The sequence below is a fragment of the Erwinia sp. genome, from assembly GCF_031978025.1.
Classification (GTDB): Bacteria; Pseudomonadota; Gammaproteobacteria; order Enterobacterales; family Enterobacteriaceae; genus Erwinia.
Genome location: NZ_DALZCD010000035.1, coordinates 1 through 17034 on the forward strand (window position 1 = coordinate 1; position 17034 = coordinate 17034).

Genomic DNA, 17034 nt, shown 5'->3' on the forward strand with positions numbered 1-17034 from the left:
CACCGCTAAACAGCGTTGTTAGCGAGCCCATTTCAACGCGCATGCCAGAAGCGGACATATCTACCGCGATGCCGCTGTCCTTCCAGAAACGTACGTTGGTGGTCACGAGGCGGTCATAAGGCGCGGCGACAAACAGCTGATAGGTCATCATGCGTTTGTCGGCATCAAACTGGCTGGTTTCTACTGAGCCTACCCGGTAGCCCCGGAACAGCACGGGATCGCCAGGGTTCAGCTGGCCCGCTTTCGCACTGTCCAGCGTAATGCGTACGCCTTTGGCATCCGGCGGCGCCAGCGGCGGTGCATCCAGCAGCTTATATTCTTCGGGCTGCTCGCCTTTACTGCCCGGTTGCAGTTCAATATAAGACCCGGAAAGCAGCGTGCCGAGGCCGGTAACGCCTTCACGGCCAATGGTCGGTTTAACCACCCAAAAGGCGCTGTCGCTCTTCAGTAATTTCTCCATCCCGGTGTTGAGTCGGGCGGTAATTTTGACGTGCAGTAGATCGTCGGTCAGTTCAGCGCTTTCCACGGTGCCGACATCGACACTGCGGCTTTTGATCGCCGTTTTTCCGCCTTCGATTCCTTCCGCATTCGTGGTGATCAGCGTCACCAGCGGCCCCTGATGGGTGAAATGATAAAAAAGAATCCATGCACCGATTAATACGGTAACAATGGGAATGATCCAGACTGGTGACCAACGTTTGATTCGATCAACCGTCGCCACGCCATGATTATTTTCCTGCAATGCCTGGCTCCTCTTTAGTTTGGGTACTGACACGATCCCAGGTGAGACGTGGGTCAAACGTTATGGCGGCAAACATCGTCAGGATCACCACCAGCGCAAACAGCAACGCCCCCGTCGCGGGATAAATATTCATTAACTGGCCCATGCGCACCAGCGCAGAGAGCACAGCTATTACAAAAACATCAATCATTGACCAGCGGCCAACGAACTCCACTACTTCGTAAATTTTATGCATCCTTTCGCTGTCCTGGTGCGGCTTGCTTTTGCCATTGGCATCCCAGCAGAGCCAGCCGATAGCCAGCATTTTCAGCGACGGCACCATGATACTGGCGATGAAAATCACCATCGCAACCGGGTAAGACCCTTCCCCCCACAGCAACACTACGCCCGCCATAATGGTAGAGGTGGTTTTGCTCCCCAGGGATTCAGTGATCATGATAGGCATCAGGTTAGCGGGAATATATAAAAGCAGTGAAGTCAGCAATAACGCCATGGTCCATTGCAGGCTGTGCCTGCGTCGCGCATAACCGTGCGTACCGCAGCGTGAACAAGAGGTTTGCTCATCCGGTAGGATCGCGGTACAGCAGCTACAGGAGCGTAGATTTTGTTGAAGACCGCTGATAGCAGGCACCGGCTTCTTAGGCAATGCGGGTAAAGGCGCAATACGTTGCCACATCCAGCGGCGGTCAACGCATTGAAAAGCACGCAGCTGTAGCAGACAGAACAGGCACCAGGGAATAAAACTGGCCCCGACGCCAATATCGCCGTATGCCATCAGTTTGACAAAACTGACCAGCACACCAGCCAGAAAGATTTCCGCCATGCCCCAGGTTTTAATTTGAAACAGAACGCGTGCCATCACCTTTTTCAGGGGCGTGGGCAGCTTAACTGAATTCACCAACAGCAAAATAATAATCATACAGAGCGCGGGGACGGCCTGCACAAACAGCAGGAACAGCGTTGCCAGGCTACTGTAATCAACCGAAACCATGACCTGAGGGATACGCATCAGCGTAATTTCACTGCTCATCCCGGCGACATGCATATTGACGAACGGAAACAGGTTTGCCAGAAGCAGCATAAACAGTGCCGCCAGCGCATAGCCGGTTGGCCGCTTGCGCGGCTCGTCCCATTTCATTACCAGCGTGGTATCACAGCGCGGGCAGCTGGCTTTGCTGCCCGGCGTGAGAGGCGGCAACTGTGTCATCAGGTCGCACTGCGGGCAAAGCATCCACTGATCGGCCTGGAGCGATGAACACATAGGTTACCTCGGTTTAGTTTTTCAGCGATTCCAGGTGTTCCCAGCGCTCGAATGCGGCTTCCAGTGCCTGTTCTGTACTGGCAAGCGCATCGAGTATCGGCTGGGTGACGTCATGCGGCTGACTAAAGAAGCTGGCATCGGCCACTTTCGCCTGCAGCGAGGCCAGTTCGTTTTCCAGCTGCTCCATTTTTTGCGGCATCTGCTCCAGCTCGCGCTGCAGGTTATAGCTCATCTTCGCCGCGGGACGCTTTGCCGCGTCGCTTTTTGCGGTTTCCTGACGCGCAGCTGGCGCGTTCTGTGCTGTGCTGCGGGTTTGCTTATAGGCAGCACGCTGCAGCTGGGCATCGTGATAGCCGCCAACAAAGGCACCGATCTCGCCCTGACCTTCAAAAATCCAGCACTCGGTAACGGTATTATCGACAAACTGACGATCGTGGCTGACCAGCAGCACCGTTCCCTGGTAGCCATCGATCAGCTCTTCCAACAGCTCCAGCGTTTCCACATCCAGATCGTTAGTTGGTTCATCGAGGATCAGCAGGTTGCTGGGCTTCAGGAACAGACGCGCCAGCAGCAGGCGGTTACGTTCCCCGCCCGATAAAGCACGCACCGGAGTCATGGCCCGCTTCGGGTGGAACAGGAAGTCCTGCAGATAGCCCAGCACATGGCGTGGCTTACCGTTGACCATCACTTCCTGTTTGCCTTCCGCCAGGTTATCCATCACCGTGCGATCGGGATCGAGCTCTGTGCGGTGCTGATCGAAATAGGCGACTTCAAGCTTGGTGCCGATATGCACGCGGCCGCTGTCCGGTTTTAACTGATCGAGCATCAGCTTCAGCAGCGTAGACTTGCCGCAGCCGTTCGGGCCAATCAGGGCAATTTTGTCGCCGCGCTGTACCTGCCGGGAGAAATCCTTCACCAGCTGTTTGCCCGCCACGCCGTAGCTGACGTTTTCCAGTTCAAAAACGATCTTGCCGGAGCGGCTCGCCTCTTCTACCTGCATATTGGCTTTGCCCATCACCTCCCGGCGCTCGGCGCGTTCGTTACGTAAAGCTTTCAGCGCGCGGACGCGTCCTTCGTTACGGGTACGACGAGCCTTAATGCCCTGACGGATCCAGACTTCTTCCTGCGCCAGCTTGCGGTCAAATTCGGCGTTCTGCATCTCTTCCACGCGCAGCGCTTCTTCTTTACCCAACAGGAACTGATCGTAGTCACCCGGCCAGGAAACCAGCTTGCCGCGGTCGAGGTCGACGATACGCGTCGCCATGTTGCGAATAAACGAACGGTCATGCGAGATAAAGATGATGCTGCCCTGGAAGGTTTTCAGGAAGGTTTCCAGCCAGTCAATGGTTTCGATATCCAGGTGGTTGGTCGGCTCGTCCAGCATCAGTACACGGGGATTGCTGACCAGCGCGCGGCCCAGCGCGGCTTTACGCAGCCAGCCTCCGGACAGCGAAGAGAGCGGCGCGTCGCCGTCCAGACCAATTTGTTTCAGCACATCCTGAATACGCGTTTCCAGCTGCCAGAGGTTCTGGTGATCGAGAATGCTTTGCAGCCTTCCCATCTCGTTCAGGTTTTTCTCGCTGGGATCGTTCATCACCAGGTGTGAAATGGCATGATAGGCTTTCAGGTATTCGGCCTGTTCATTCACGCCTTCGGCAACGAAGTCATAGACCGAGCCTTTTACATTACGTGGCGGGTCCTGTTGCAGACGCGCGATAACCAGATCCTGCTCATAAATGATACGGCCATCGTCCAGCGGCTGCTCGCGGTTGATGATTTTCATCAGCGTTGATTTGCCCGCGCCGTTGCGCCCTACCAGACAGACGCGCTCGTTCTCTTCGATGTGCAGCTCGGTGTTATCCAACAGCGGCGCGTCGCTGAAAGAGAGGTATGCGCCATGAATACTGATCAGTGACATAAAACTTATTCCTTACCGGCGTGAGTAATCAGCCAGCAGTTATGAATTTGACGGTTGCGTGCGAAGTCCTGCGACTGCGTTTTCGCGGTAATTTCCTGAGCGCTCAGCTGCAGGCCAGCCAGGCCTTCCAGATCCATTTTGAAGCCGCGCTTGTTGTTGGAGAACATGATGGTGCCATTTTTACGCAGCAGCCTTTTCAGATCTTTCATCAACAGCAGATGATCGCGCTGCACGTCAAAACTCTCTTCCATTCTTTTAGAGTTTGAGAAGGTAGGCGGATCGATAAAGATCAGGTCGAACTGTTCATCAGATTCGCGCAGCCAGCTCAGGCAGTCAGCCTGCATCAGGCGATGCTGTCGACCGGTCAGGCCATTCAGGCGCAGGTTACGCTCTGCCCACTCCAGATAAGTACGCGACATATCCACCGTGGTGGTGCTTTTAGCGCCTCCCAGCCCGGCGTGCACGCTGGCGCTGCCGGTATAGGCAAACAGATTCAGGAAGTCTTTCCCTTTGCTCATCTCTCCGAGCATCTTACGCGCGATACGGTGATCCAGGAACAGGCCGGTATCGAGATAGTCGGTCAGATTGACCCACAATTTTGCGTTAAATTCGGAAACCTCAAAGAAATCGCCTTTTTCGCCCAGCTTCTGGTACTGGCTTTTGCCTTTCTGCCGCTCGCGAGTTTTCAGCACCAGACGGTTTGCAGGCAGATCCAGCACGCTGAGCGTGGCGGAAATAACGTCAAACAGGCGCTGACGGGCTTTGGAAGGCTCAATGGTTTTCGGCGGCGCATACTCCTGCACGACCACCCATTCGCCATAGCGGTCGACGGCGACGTTGTAATCCGGCAGATCGGCATCATAAATACGGTAGCACTCAATGCCTTCCTGACGCGCCCATTTTTCAAGCTTCTTCAGATTCTTACGCAGGCGATTAGCGTAATCTTCCGCGATCTGCGCGACGCCCGAGGTGTTCACTCCCAGCTGATAGTTTTTCTGTACACAGTCCAGCGGGCCGTTTTTCGCCTTAAACTGGCGTTCGGCGCGCAGCTGCAGACAGCTCAGCAGTTCTGGCGACGCGCTGAACAACGACAGGTTCCAGCCGCCGAAATGCTGCTTCATCAGGCGACCCAGCTGGCTGTGCAGCGCAATCAGAGCCGGTTCGCTTTCCAGACGCTCGCCGTAAGGCGGGTTGCTCAGCACGGTGCCGGTTGGCCCTTCCGCCAGCGGATTGGTGAGCTTGAGCACATCCTGTGTAGTAAAGCTGATTAGCTCCGCCAGCCCCGCACGGCGGGCGTTAACGCGCGCGCGTTCGATCACGCGAGTATCGTTGTCGTAGCCGTAAAAACGGGAGGTCGTTTCCTGCAGCCCGCGACGAGCGCGCACTTTCGCTTCGCTGGTCACTTCACGCCACAGGGCCTCGTCAAATTTATTCCAGCCGGTAAAGCCCCAGTGGGTACGATGCAGGCCAGGCGCACGATCGCTGGCGATCATGGCTGCTTCGATCAGTAACGTGCCCGAGCCGCACATAGGATCAACCATCGGCGTACCGGCCTGCCAGCCCGAGCGCAGAACAATCGCTGCCGCCAGGTTTTCTTTAAGCGGCGCCATACCGGTTTGCTGGCGATAGCCGCGCTGGTGCAGCCCTTCGCCGCTCAGATCCAGCGCAATGCTGGCATTATCTTTGTTCAGCCAGACGTTTACGCGAATATCAGGCTGTTCACGATCCACATCCGGCCGAGGCAGGTTTTTACGGGTAAAGCTGTCCACAATAGCGTCTTTGACCTTAAGCGCGCCGTACTGGCTGTTGCGGATCACCTCGTTAAGGCCGCTAAAATGCACGGCAAAGGTTTTATCACTGCCAAACAGAGCGGGCCAGTCGATGGCCTGCACGCCCAGATAGAGATCCAGGTCGCTGTAAACGCCGCATTCGGTCAGCGGCAGCAGGATGCGGGAAGCCAGGCGGCTCCACATCAGGCTCTGATACATCAGACGATCGTCGCCCTGAAAATGTACGCCGCCCTGGACAATCTGGCAGGCCTCGGCCCCCATCGCTTCCAGTTCACTTTTTAACAGCTCTTCGAGCCCACGCGCCGTACTGGCAAACAGAGAATTCATAACATCACTTATCATCTGGAAAATTGCTGCGCATTATAGCTAATCCGGGGCGCATGTCATAAAGTTAGCTTCTTTTCGTCAGCCACTCATGGCTCTTTTTTTACGCTGACGCTTTCTTTGGTGCTGGAGAGCAACATGATTAGCCTGTCTCGTCTGTTTATTCACCCCGTAAAATCCATGCGTGGCACGCAGGTTTCTCATGCTCAGGCCCTCGCCAGCGGCCTGGCCTTCGATCGCATTTTTATGCTTACCGAAACGGACGGCACCTTTATCACGGCACGTCAGTATCCCGAAATGGTGCTTTTCACGCCTGCGCTGCTGCCGGACGGCCTACTGCTGGCGGCCCCGGACGGCAGCAGCGCCACGATTCGCTTTGCGGATTTCGCCACCGAGCCGGCGCCGGTAGAAGTCTGGGGTAACCATTTTACCGCGCTGATAGCGCCTGCGCAGATTAACCGCTGGCTGAGCGGCTTTTTTCCACGTGACGTGCAGCTTCGCTGGGTCGGCCCGGAAATGACGCGGCGAGTGAAGCGCTTCAGTCAGGTGCCTTTGGGGTTTGCCGACGGCTATCCTTATCTGCTGATCAATGAAGCCTCGCTACAAGATTTACGTCAGCGATGCCCGGCAGGGGTAAAGCTGGAGCAGTTTCGTCCGAATTTAGTGGTGGCGGGCGCGACGGCGTGGGCGGAAGATCGCTGGGCAACGGTACGCATCGGCGGCGTGCTCTTTGACGCGCCGAAACCCTGTAGCCGCTGCATTTTTACCACTGTCAGCGCGGACCGCGGCCGCAAGCATCCTACCGGCGAACCGTTAACTACCCTGCAAAAATTCCGCACCGCAACCGATAGCTCCGGCGATGTTGATTTTGGTATCAACCTCGTGGCCCGCAACAGCGGTATTTTACGCGTTGGCGACGAGCTGGAAGTTGTCACGGGGAAACCGGCTCGTCTTTACGGTGCAGGAGAGGTGGCGGAATCACTTGAAGCGGTTGTCGACACGCAGGAAAGCGTGACCATCAGCTGGGAAGGCAAGCCATTTAGCGGCAACAATCAGCAGGTTTTGCTGGAACAGCTGGAAATGCAGGGGTATCGCATTCCCTATTCCTGCCGCGCGGGCGTGTGCGGCAGCTGCCGGGTCAGGCTGGCATCAGGACAGGTGCGCGCGCTGAAAAAAGGCGCGCTGCAAGAAGACGGTACGCTGTTAAGCTGCAGCTGCATCCCGGACGGAGATGTGGTGCTGTCAGCGCGTTAAACAGCGCGGGCGAAGGTAAAAATATGCTGGCTGATGGCGGGCAGCAGGCGGTCGTGCATCACTTTAATAGCATCGCCCAGCAGCATCGTTTTGCCGCCCAGCTGCAGTTCTGGCTGTGCCAGCAGACAGAGCGCGGCGTTTTCACCCGCTTCGACCACCAGCAGCGTCGCTTCTTCGCCCGTTTCACACAGACGTACCGCTACCAGTTCACCTTCCTGCGGCGTACAGTGGCGCGGGTGCGCAGAAAAGTGCCAGCTTTTCGGCATTTGCGGCTTCAGAAAACGTAATGCAACCAGCGCGTTCAGCACCAGGTCGGTACGCTGGCGTTCGGTCAAGTCGCACGCCAGGCATTTTTCTGCAAAGGTAGAAAACAGGGCGGCGTCATCGACGGAGAATTGCGCGGCGTTAAAGGCATCGGGCGTCAGCATCTTACGAGGGAAGCGTGAGCAGAACAGCGCGCCTTCCGCCATCTCTAACATCATGCGTTCCTGTTCGCCATCAAAGCACCAGCGCCAGCTGTCGTCAGGTTTAATCCTCATGAAGTATCCCGTAATCATCGTCAGATCGGCTATTTATCGCCAGGCCGGCGAACATGCAAACCGACCCTGTTCCCAAATAGTCTGAATAATGCATAAACAGCAGAAAATATAAACGAGCCAGAGGGGAAAATAAACCCCCTGGCCCGTTAAACCCGCATTTAATCAGATATAACTGACAATTTCTTTAATCAGCGGCGGACCTTTGTAAATAAAACCGGAATATATCTGCACCAGTGAGGCACCAGCCGCCATTTTTTCTTTCGCGGCCACCAGCGAATCAATGCCACCTACGCCAATAATCGGCAGACGGCCCTGCAGCTCTTGTGCCAGTCGGCGAATAATTTCCGTACTCTTCAGCTGCACCGGACGCCCGCTCAGGCCGCCCGCTTCGTCACTGTATTTAAGGCCGTTAACCAGAGACCGGTCGAGCGTGGTATTGGTGGCGATTACGCCATCAATATTATGCCGGAGCAGACTGTCGGCAATTTGGATAAGCTCTTCTTCGACTAAATCCGGCGCAATTTTAACCGCTACCGGCACATATTTTTGATGCTGGTTTTCCAACTCAAGCTGCTTGTGCTTAATCGCCTGCAACAGATCGTCCAGTGCTTCACCATATTGCAGCGTGCGCAACCCTGGAGTATTCGGAGATGAGATGTTGATCGCAATATAACCTGCATAAGGATAAACTTTTTCCATACAGATTAAATAATCTTCTTTACCCATTTCCACTGGCGTATCTTTATTTTTGCCGATATTGATGCCCAGAATGCCATCAAAGCGAGCCTGCTTCACATTGTTAACCAGCTGGTCGACACCAAGGTTATTGAATCCCATACGATTAATAATGCCTTCCGCCTCCCGGATACGGAACATGCGCGGCTTATCGTTCCCCGCCTGCGGCCGCGGCGTCACGGTACCAACTTCTATAAAGCCGAAGCCCATTGCGCCGAAAGCGTCAATACATTCGCCGTTTTTATCTAACCCTGCCGCGAGACCAAGCGGATTTTTAAAGGTCAGCCCCATGCAATTGACAGGTTTAAAAGGAAGCGTTTGCCGCACCAGATGAAGCAGCGGCGTCCCGGTTATCCGGTGCAGCTGTTGAAGGGTCAATTCGTGTGCACGCTCAGCGTCGAGCTGAAAAAGCGCGTTACGGACCAGGTTATACATGATCGCTCCTGAGTAGCCCGCAATCTCGGGCTGGAAAAGGACTAACGGTTGCTACAGCAACCCTGAAAACTGCGCAGCAGGCACGTCTTCTCCACTTTTATTATCTGATTAGTCGTGAAGACCGGCGACCTTCAACAAGCACAGCAACGCTGCAGGCGCGGGGGAAAATGGTAAAGTCCTTTACGACGAAAGTAAAACGTTTGCGTGCCCCTGTGCCGCGCTTTCCTGCTATCTGCCTTTTGCTTATCCAAAAAGTAGCTTAAATATGCCGGATAAATCATTTAAGGCGTCCGCCACACTCTGCCAGGATAGTTCCATAAGTTCAGGAATTATTTTAATCAATAACTTTTGGTTATAAGGAGAGATGATGCGCGTTATTACTCTGGCAGGCAGTCCTCGTTACCCTTCGCGTTCAACCGCCCTGCTGACCCTGTGTCAGCAGGCGCTTGAAAAGCGAGGTGTCGAGGTCATTCCCTGGAACCTGCACAATTTCCATCCAGAGGATTTACTTTACGCTCGTTTCGACTCCCCTGCGCTGCTGGCCTTTAAAGAGGATTTGGCTAACGCAGGCGGGCTGATCGTCGCCACGCCTGTCTATAAAGCTTCTTTTTCCGGCGCATTGAAAACGCTGCTGGATCTGCTGCCGGAACGCGCGCTGGAGCATAAAGTCGTGCTGCCACTGGCTACTGGCGGCACCCTGGCTCATATGCTGGCCGTGGATTACGCGTTAAAACCGGTGCTTAACGCGTTAAAAGCACAGGAAGTGCTGCATGGCGTATTTGCCGACGACAGCCAGATTAGCCATTACGATCGCCAGCCTGAACTCTCTCCTCTTCTGGCCGAACGTATTGCAGAGTCTATCGACACGTTCTGGTCTGCACTGACGCGTCGCCGTCAGCTGCTGGCCACAGCGGTATAAGGAAGCGCTCATGACCCTGTTTTCACGTTTCGTCTCAGCGCTGGCCTTTAGCGCACTGCTCTCTGGCGGCGCCCTGGCAGATGAGGCCGCGCCTGCCGCTTTCCGTATTGGCTATCAAAAAGGATCGGTGAGTATGGCGCTGGCCCGTTCGCATCAGCTGCTGGAAAAGCGTTTCCCCCATACGCAGATCAAATGGATTGAGTTTCCAGCCGGACCGCAGATGCTGGAAGCGCTGAATGTTAACAGCATCGATCTGGGCAGCACGGGCGACATCCCGCCGATTTTCGCTCAGGCGGCTGGCGCTGACCTACTTTATGTCGGTTCCGAACCGCCCAAGCCAAAGTCTGAAGTCATTCTGGTAGCAAAAAACAGCGCAATTAAAAGCGTTGCCGATTTGAAAGGGCATAAGGTGGCCTTCCAGAAAGGCTCCAGCTCGCACAATCTGCTGCTGCGCGCGCTGACTAAGGCCGGGATGAGCTTCAGCGATATCCACCCCATTTATCTGACGCCCGCCGATGCCCGCGCGGCTTTCCAGCAGGGCGATGTGGATGCCTGGGCTATCTGGGATCCCTACTATTCCGCCGCGCTGTTGCAGGGAGGCGTGCGGGTATTGGCTGATGGTGACGGGCTGAATCTCACAGGTTCGTTTTATCTGGCCACGCGTCCTTTCGCTGAAGCCAACGGCGCTTTCGTGAAGCAGGTGCTGGAGACATTCAGCGAGGCTGACGAACTGACCCGTAGCGATCGCGAGCAGAGTATCGCCCTGCTTTCGCAAACTATTGGCCTGCCGAAGCCGGTCATTGCCAGCTATCTCGATCACCGTCCGCCGACGGTCATTGGCCCGGTCAGTGAGAAAACTGTCCAGGCCCAGCAGCACACCGCCGATCTTTTTTACGCTAATCATTTAATGCCGGTAAAAGTCGATATCGCCAGCCGTGTCTGGCATGTCGCCTCCGCTACGCAAGGAGTCCCACAATGAGCCTTTCCGTTTTCTGGTTTTTACCCACGCATGGCGATGGCCACTATTTAGGCACGACAGAGGGCGCACGTCCGGTCGATCACGCTTACCTCCAGCAGATTGCTCAGGCTGCCGATCGCATGGGATTTGGCGGTGTACTGATCCCAACAGGGCGTTCCTGCGAGGATGCCTGGCTGGTAGCCGCTTCGCTGATCCCCGTGACGCAGCGTCTGCGTTTTCTGGTTGCGCTGCGTCCCGGCGTGATATCCCCTACTCAGGCCGCGCGCCAGGCTGCTACCCTGGATCGGCTGTCAAACGGTCGTGCGCTGTTTAATTTGGTTACCGGCGGCGACGCAGAAGAGTTGGCAGGCGACGGCGTTTTTCTGGATCACCGTGAGCGCTATGTTGAGTCAGCGGAATTTACCCGCGTCTGGCGTCGCGTACTGGAAGGCGAAACGGTGGATTACGAAGGCAAGCACGTGCACGTTCGCGGCGCTCGTTTAATGTTCCGCCCGGTGCAGCAACCGCGTCCGCCTTTGTGGTTTGGCGGTTCCTCCGAGCCTGCTCAGGATCTGGCCGCGGAACAGGTTGATGTTTATCTGACCTGGGGCGAACCGCCGGCGCAGGTCAAAGAGAAAATTGAGCAGGTGCGGGCAAAAGCGGCTGCTCAGGGCAGAACGGTGAAGTTCGGCATCCGCCTGCACGTTATCGTGCGCGAAACTAATGAAGAGGCCTGGAAAGCGGCAGACCGACTGATATCCCACCTGGATGACGCCACTATTGCTAAAGCACAGGCTGCGCTGGCGAAGACCGATTCCGTCGGCCAGCATCGCATGGCCGCTCTACACGGAGGACGTCGCGATAAGCTGGAAATTTCACCTAATTTGTGGGCTGGCGTTGGGCTGGTGCGCGGCGGTGCCGGTACCGCGCTGGTCGGCGATGGCGCCACCGTGGCGGCCAGGATGCAGGAGTATGCCGATCTGGGGATTGAGACATTTATTTTGTCCGGCTACCCACATCTGGAAGAGGCTTACCGTGTCGGCGAACTGCTGTTCCCGCATCTCGACCTGAACGTGCCGGAAGTGCCGCAGCCGAACAATATTACCGCGCATGGCGAAGCCGTAGCGCATGATTTCGCTCCCCAGAAAGTGTCGCAGAGCTGAGGTGGCTATGAGCAAATCGCTTACTCGTACAGGCAACCTGCTGATCCCCTGGCTACTGCCGGTCGTGCTGGTCATCGTCTGGCAAATCGCCTCACAGACCGGCTGGCTTTCCACCCGGATTTTGCCTGCGCCGGAAGCCATTGTGGTCACTTTCTGGAAACTGTCGGCCAGCGGCGAGCTGTGGCAGCATCTGGCCATCAGCAGCTGGCGCGCGGCGGTAGGCTTTGGTATTGGCGGCTCAATTGGCCTGGTGCTGGGGCTGATTACCGGCATGTCGCGCCTGGGTGAGCGTCTGCTGGATACCTCTATTCAGATGCTGCGCAACGTGCCGCATCTGGCGCTGATCCCGCTGGTGATCCTGTGGTTCGGCATTGACGAATCCGCCAAGATTTTTCTGGTCGCGCTGGGTACGCTGTTCCCTGTTTACCTCAACACCTGTCACGGCATTCGCAATGTGGATCGTGGCCTGGTAGAAATGGCCCGCAGCTACGGTCTTTCTGGCTGGAGCCTCTTTATTCAGGTGGTGCTACCGGGGGCGCTGCCTTCCATTATGGTGGGTGTGCGTTTTGCTCTGGGCCTGATGTGGCTGACATTAATCGTGGCGGAAACCATTTCTGCCAACTCTGGTATCGGCTATCTGGCGATGAATGCACGTGAATTTTTACAGACCGATGTCGTTGTAGTCGCCATTATTCTCTACGCCCTGCTCGGTAAACTGGCTGACGTCAGCGCATTGTTATTGGAACGCGTCTGGCTGCGCTGGCATCCGGCTTATCAACAAAAAGAGGAAAACGCATGAGCGAGTTAACGTCTTCTCCCGCACGTCTCAACGCCGGTACACCTCTGATTATCAACGGTGTCAGCAAGCAATATCATGGCCGTACCGTGCTGAATAATATCGACCTGCATATCCCCTCAGGTCAGTTTGTGGCGGTAGTCGGGCGCAGTGGCTGCGGTAAAAGTACCCTGCTGCGCCTGCTGGCCGGGCTGGAAAAAAGCACTTCCGGCGAGCTGCTGGCCGGTAGTGCGCCGCTGAGCGAAGCCAAAGACGATACCCGCCTGATGTTTCAGGATGCACGCCTGCTTCCCTGGAAAAGCGTCATCGATAATGTAGGGCTGGGTCTGAAAGGCCGGGCCTGGAAAAGCGCTGCGCTGGAGGCGCTTGAAGCGGTCGGCCTGGCTGAACGCGCCGGTGAATGGCCTGCGGCGTTGTCCGGTGGCCAAAAGCAGCGCGTGGCACTGGCGCGGGCTTTGATCCACCGGCCCGGTTTACTGCTGCTGGATGAACCGCTCGGCGCGCTGGATGCCCTGACGCGTATCGAAATGCAGGATTTGATTGAGTCGCTGTGGCAAAAACATCACTTTACCGTGCTGCTGGTCACGCATGACGTTAGCGAGGCAGTCGCCATGGCAGACAGGGTGCTGTTAATTGAGGAAGGCAATATTGGTCTGGATTTGACGGTTGAGCTGCCGCGCCCACGTCGCAAAGGTTCTGTGCGGCTGGCCGAGCTGGAAGCGGAAGTGTTGGATCGCGTGATGCAGCGCTCGCCGGTTGAGGCAGAAAGACGCTATGCACAGCGTTAAGGTTACGGGGTTGCGAAAAGGAAAGCCCCTTATTGAACTGCCCCCGGAATGTTGGACACTGAATCATCGGAGTTGGAGTGCCTCTCGCCCAACTTGATATGGGTTGGTCGGGGGCTTCAACAGAACTTTATAGGTTGGTGTTTTCAGGTATTAGTCGCGACTTAATCTAACACCGCTACGGCATGAGCTATCCCTAATCTCACAGGCAGACCTGTGCCAGGAGCAGACGTTGAATTAATGAGAATAAAACCGGAGCAACAGCGTCGGTTAATCGTGCTTTGTACGCATATTTATAAGAACTGTCAGCCTATTGGTGAACTGTTTTTTGTAGAGTGATTTCTCTTTATACAAAGCATTAGCAAAGCAGCACAACACACTGATAACAGTGGAACAAGCAGAGTAATTTTAAATCCTGCCAGTTGCGCCATCAGACCTGCAATCCCATTGCCAGTCATCATGCCTGTGCGCATGGCATTGGAGTGAAATGCTGATGCGAAGCCGCTTCGTTCTGGCAACGCGTCCTGAATAACAGAAATGCCCAGGCCGACAAAAATACCAAAGAATAATCCGTTAAAAAGTTGCAACACAATCAGTTCGGTCATGTTAGTGGCCAACTGAAGCAGGCTGTAATAGACGGCTGCAAAGAGAAATCCGACCATCATCAGTAGCTCTTTCCCTGTTTTCTCTGCCAGATGAGCAGCGGCAAGCATAACGGGAATTTCCATTATCGCGGTTGCACCCAGCAGAAAGCCCGGAAACGAAGCGGGTAAATTAAGCTCGTGTACCAGGTACAGCGGCATAATGGTCAGGTACATGTTATTGGATAAATTTGCCAGCATCATTACTGCGCCCAGTGCCCAAATCATACCCGTGATGGGGGCTTTACTGACTTGAGTTTTTTCTGCTCTGCCTGTATCGACAGTTTTTTTATCCTTCGAAAGCAGCAACTGGCTGGCAAGTAAGGTTATGACCGCAAGCAGGGCCGAGGCCAGAAAATTAAAGGTGAAGCCAAATCGGTCGGCGAAGACAAATGCCAGAGCCGGCCCGGCAATCCACACAATTGACACGCCCGAACGCATTTGCGTATTGAGCCGCGTAGCGTTAAGCCCTGCCGTCAGTGAATGCTTTCGGATCATCGACAGGAGTAGCGGGATAGACGCATTGCCTGGCCCCATCAAGAAAATACCGATGACCAGAGCCTCGATGGGTTTACGACAGAAACTGAAGGCTAAACCCGCCAGAAAAAGCGCCGTAACAGAAATCATGAAAAGTTGCCTGACTGGATGTCCCTTATCTGCAAGAGATCCCATCAACTGGCTGAAAAATAATCCTGAGAGAGCAAACCCCAGGCTGTAGAAAGTGATAAAAATCGGGCTAGCATGTAAGCCGTTTATTAAAAAAAGACTCATGACAGGTAAAATGAAGGCATATGAAATGGCGGTCATTACGTTTATAAGGAACAGCCGCCCAGTAATTCCGGAAAAAAAAGCCATAAAGAACAACATCTCCATGTAGGTTAATCTTATTTTTTAACACGGAAACGTCTTAAGACAGCGCACTATTTCACTTCATATGAGATGTACTGGTTTTTGGGTTGTTAGAGCTTCGTCAGAAGTTCTGTGTCCCGCTCTTTAGACATTCTGACTGAAGATCCGCTTCTCGCTCAAAGCAGAGTGTCAGATTTGATTATGCTCTACCTGCGAAACCTGTCAGGTCAAGGCTGAGCTAATACACCAGACGCCTACCTTATTTGGTTTAATGCTTTCAACTGATGCGGGGAAAAATGTTTATATGACACGCGCTCCCTGGTCATGCTGTTTCCAGGTGTAGTAACCTGAATTCAACAGGGCTGAGGCCGTTCAGCAGGTCATTCAGGCCGTGCTCCCTACGCAGTTCCTGAATGATAAGGGCTTTCCTGCGCTGAAACTTGCCGCCATCCATCCCTTTGGCTCTTTTAAGCCAGCCGACTTCGGCGCGAAAGTAGCGCACTTCGGCCTGAGCATCAGGGGGATTATCGCGTGGTGCTGATGGGGAGTTGATGTCCTTATGCATGGGTTCCGGCTTTTTCGGTCTTCCGCTTTTTATGCCGGAGAGCGCCCCGGCCCCGGACGCCTGAAAGCGTTTAACCCACTGGTAAACAGTACGTTCACCGGAAAGGTTAAATTTAGCGGTGGCATTGCGGAGCGAAAGTTTATCATCGATGACAGCGCGGACAACCTTCAGCCGGAATTCAGGCGTGTAATCAGCAGTTTTCCAGGTCAGTCCGTCAATGCCTTGCTGCTGCCATGCGGAAATCCAGCGGCGAACCGCCGTGCGGCCCACACTAAAACGTTTAGCCGTCTCACGATAGCCATCGCGGGTGTTGAGATAATGAGTGACAACGGCGAGCCGTAATTCGAGGGGAAACTTAGGACTGCTCACTGAACTGCACCTTAATCAGTTGGGTGTCCAACTTTTGGGGTGCAGTTCATATTCGGGGCTTTTCTTTATTTACGCCGAAAAATTAATCCTGCAGTGCCTTGCTGATTTTCTCGTAAAGATCGCCGGAGAGGTTATCCAGCGCTTTTAACTGCTCAAGCGCACTACGCATCAGCGCCTGACGCGCCTCATCGTAGCGTTTAAAGCGGATCAATGGCTCAATAATACGTGAGGCAACCTGAGGATTACGCGTATTCAGGTCGGTCAGTATTTCTACCAGGAACCGATAGCCGCTACCGTCCGCCGCATGGAAAGCGGAAGGATTACCCGATGCAAACGCGCCAATTAATGAGCGAATACGGTTCGGGTTGCTCAACGTAAACGAACGGTGGCTAAGCAGCGCACGGACGCGGCTAAGCACATCGTTTGCCGGGCTGGTGGCCTGCAAAGTAAACCATTTGTCCATCACCAGGCCGTCTTTATGCCAGCGCTCGTCAAACTCGGCCAGCAACGTTTCCCGGCATGGTAGCTGCGCGGCAACCGACGCCGTCATCGCTGCCAGCGAATCGGTCATGTTGTTCGCCTGACGGAACTGGGCAGTAACCAGCCTGTCGGCCAGATCGCTTTCACCGAAGGCCAGATAGTTCAGGCAGGTGTTTTTTAACGCACGCTTACCGATATCCGCATGGTCAATACGATACGCGTCGACACGGTGTGCGTGATAAACCGCCAACCACTCGTCCGCCAGTTCCGTAGCCAGCGTGCTCATCAGCGCACGACGCACCTCCGCAATGGCTACCGGATCGATGACCTCAAACAGTTCAGCCACCTCATTTTCACCCGGCAGCGTCAGAATAAGCGCCATCAACGCCGGATCGCTGTTCTCTTCCAGCAGCACGGCGCGGAAAGCATCGGCCACGTGCAGCGGCAGTGAAAGCGGCTGGCCCTGTTGGAAGCGGGCGACGTTCAGCTTGATATGGGTCGCCAGCAAACT

At 55.0% G+C, this 17034-nt stretch carries 15 protein-coding genes; 6 read left to right on the top strand and 9 right to left on the bottom strand.

Features of this window, described 5'->3' with window-relative positions; all coding sequences use genetic code 11:
- The 4 genes from RTK32_RS04460 to rlmKL form a co-directional block, all read right to left on the bottom strand.
- Nucleotides 1-742 (bottom strand): MlaD family protein (locus RTK32_RS04460; RefSeq protein WP_312042298.1); only part of this gene is annotated, 742 nt, incomplete at its 3' end.
- On the bottom strand, nucleotides 729-2003 hold the full coding sequence (gene pqiA / locus RTK32_RS04465; protein WP_312042299.1) for a membrane integrity-associated transporter subunit PqiA: 1275 nt from the start codon (nucleotides 2001-2003) through the stop codon (nucleotides 729-731). The genes RTK32_RS04460 and pqiA, both read right to left, overlap by 14 nt.
- A 13-nt stretch (nucleotides 2004-2016) precedes the next feature.
- Nucleotides 2017-3921, bottom strand: a complete 1905-nt coding sequence (locus RTK32_RS04470) for an ABC transporter ATP-binding protein (RefSeq protein ID WP_312042300.1) — start codon at nucleotides 3919-3921, stop codon at nucleotides 2017-2019.
- 5 nt (nucleotides 3922-3926) lie between these two features.
- The gene (gene rlmKL / locus RTK32_RS04475; RefSeq protein ID WP_312042314.1) at nucleotides 3927-6038 is read right to left on the bottom strand and encodes a bifunctional 23S rRNA (guanine(2069)-N(7))-methyltransferase RlmK/23S rRNA (guanine(2445)-N(2))-methyltransferase RlmL; all 2112 of its coding nucleotides are present in this window, start codon (nucleotides 6036-6038) and stop codon (nucleotides 3927-3929) included.
- A gap of 135 nt (nucleotides 6039-6173) precedes the next feature.
- Here rlmKL and RTK32_RS04480 point away from each other — a divergent pair, with 135 nt between their 5' ends.
- A complete protein-coding gene (locus RTK32_RS04480) occupies nucleotides 6174-7289 on the top strand; it encodes a YcbX family protein (protein ID WP_312042301.1) in 1116 nt (371 codons plus the stop codon).
- Here the strand turns inward: RTK32_RS04480 and RTK32_RS04485 are convergent.
- Both RTK32_RS04485 and pyrD read right to left on the bottom strand, forming a co-directional pair.
- The gene (locus RTK32_RS04485; protein WP_312042302.1) at nucleotides 7286-7828 is read right to left on the bottom strand and encodes a cell division protein ZapC; all 543 of its coding nucleotides are present in this window, start codon (nucleotides 7826-7828) and stop codon (nucleotides 7286-7288) included. The two genes, RTK32_RS04480 and RTK32_RS04485, sit on opposite strands and share 4 nt — an antisense overlap.
- Nucleotides 7829-7990: 162 nt before the next feature.
- The gene (pyrD, locus tag RTK32_RS04490; RefSeq protein ID WP_312042315.1) at nucleotides 7991-9001 is read right to left on the bottom strand and encodes a quinone-dependent dihydroorotate dehydrogenase; all 1011 of its coding nucleotides are present in this window, start codon (nucleotides 8999-9001) and stop codon (nucleotides 7991-7993) included.
- A gap of 364 nt (nucleotides 9002-9365) precedes the next feature.
- Between pyrD and ssuE the strand changes: the two genes are divergently transcribed.
- From ssuE to ssuB, 5 genes are read left to right on the top strand one after another with little or no spacing between them, the layout of a single operon-like run.
- Complete coding sequence (ssuE, locus tag RTK32_RS04495; RefSeq protein ID WP_312042303.1) at nucleotides 9366-9917, top strand: NADPH-dependent FMN reductase; 552 nt, start codon at nucleotides 9366-9368, stop codon at nucleotides 9915-9917.
- Between the two features lie 10 nt (nucleotides 9918-9927).
- Entirely contained in the window at nucleotides 9928-10896 is a 969-nt protein-coding gene (locus tag RTK32_RS04500) for a sulfonate ABC transporter substrate-binding protein (protein WP_312042304.1), read from the top strand.
- Entirely contained in the window at nucleotides 10893-12038 is a 1146-nt protein-coding gene (ssuD, locus tag RTK32_RS04505) for an FMNH2-dependent alkanesulfonate monooxygenase (RefSeq protein ID WP_312042305.1), read from the top strand. The genes RTK32_RS04500 and ssuD overlap by 4 nt, the downstream gene beginning before the upstream one ends.
- A 7-nt stretch (nucleotides 12039-12045) precedes the next feature.
- Nucleotides 12046-12837 carry an aliphatic sulfonate ABC transporter permease SsuC gene (gene ssuC / locus RTK32_RS04510; RefSeq protein WP_312042306.1) on the top strand — a complete coding sequence of 264 codons (792 nt, stop codon included), beginning with the start codon at nucleotides 12046-12048 and terminating at the stop codon, nucleotides 12835-12837.
- Nucleotides 12834-13622: an aliphatic sulfonates ABC transporter ATP-binding protein gene (gene ssuB, locus RTK32_RS04515; protein ID WP_312042307.1), complete on the top strand. Its 789-nt coding sequence runs from the start codon at nucleotides 12834-12836 to the stop codon at nucleotides 13620-13622. The genes ssuC and ssuB overlap by 4 nt, the downstream gene beginning before the upstream one ends.
- Nucleotides 13623-13924: 302 nt before the next feature.
- Here the strand turns inward: ssuB and RTK32_RS04520 are convergent, their stop codons facing one another.
- From RTK32_RS04520 to RTK32_RS04530, 3 genes are all read right to left on the bottom strand, one after another.
- Nucleotides 13925-15115, bottom strand: coding sequence for a sugar efflux transporter (locus tag RTK32_RS04520; RefSeq protein ID WP_312042308.1), 1191 nt, complete (start codon nucleotides 15113-15115; stop codon nucleotides 13925-13927).
- 316 nt (nucleotides 15116-15431) lie between these two features.
- Nucleotides 15432-16043 carry a transposase gene (locus RTK32_RS04525; protein ID WP_312042309.1) on the bottom strand — a complete coding sequence of 204 codons (612 nt, stop codon included), beginning with the start codon at nucleotides 16041-16043 and terminating at the stop codon, nucleotides 15432-15434.
- Between the two features lie 82 nt (nucleotides 16044-16125).
- Nucleotides 16126-17034, bottom strand: a 909-nt coding sequence (locus RTK32_RS04530) for an aminopeptidase N C-terminal domain-containing protein (protein ID WP_312042310.1), incomplete at its 5' end; no start/stop codon positions are given.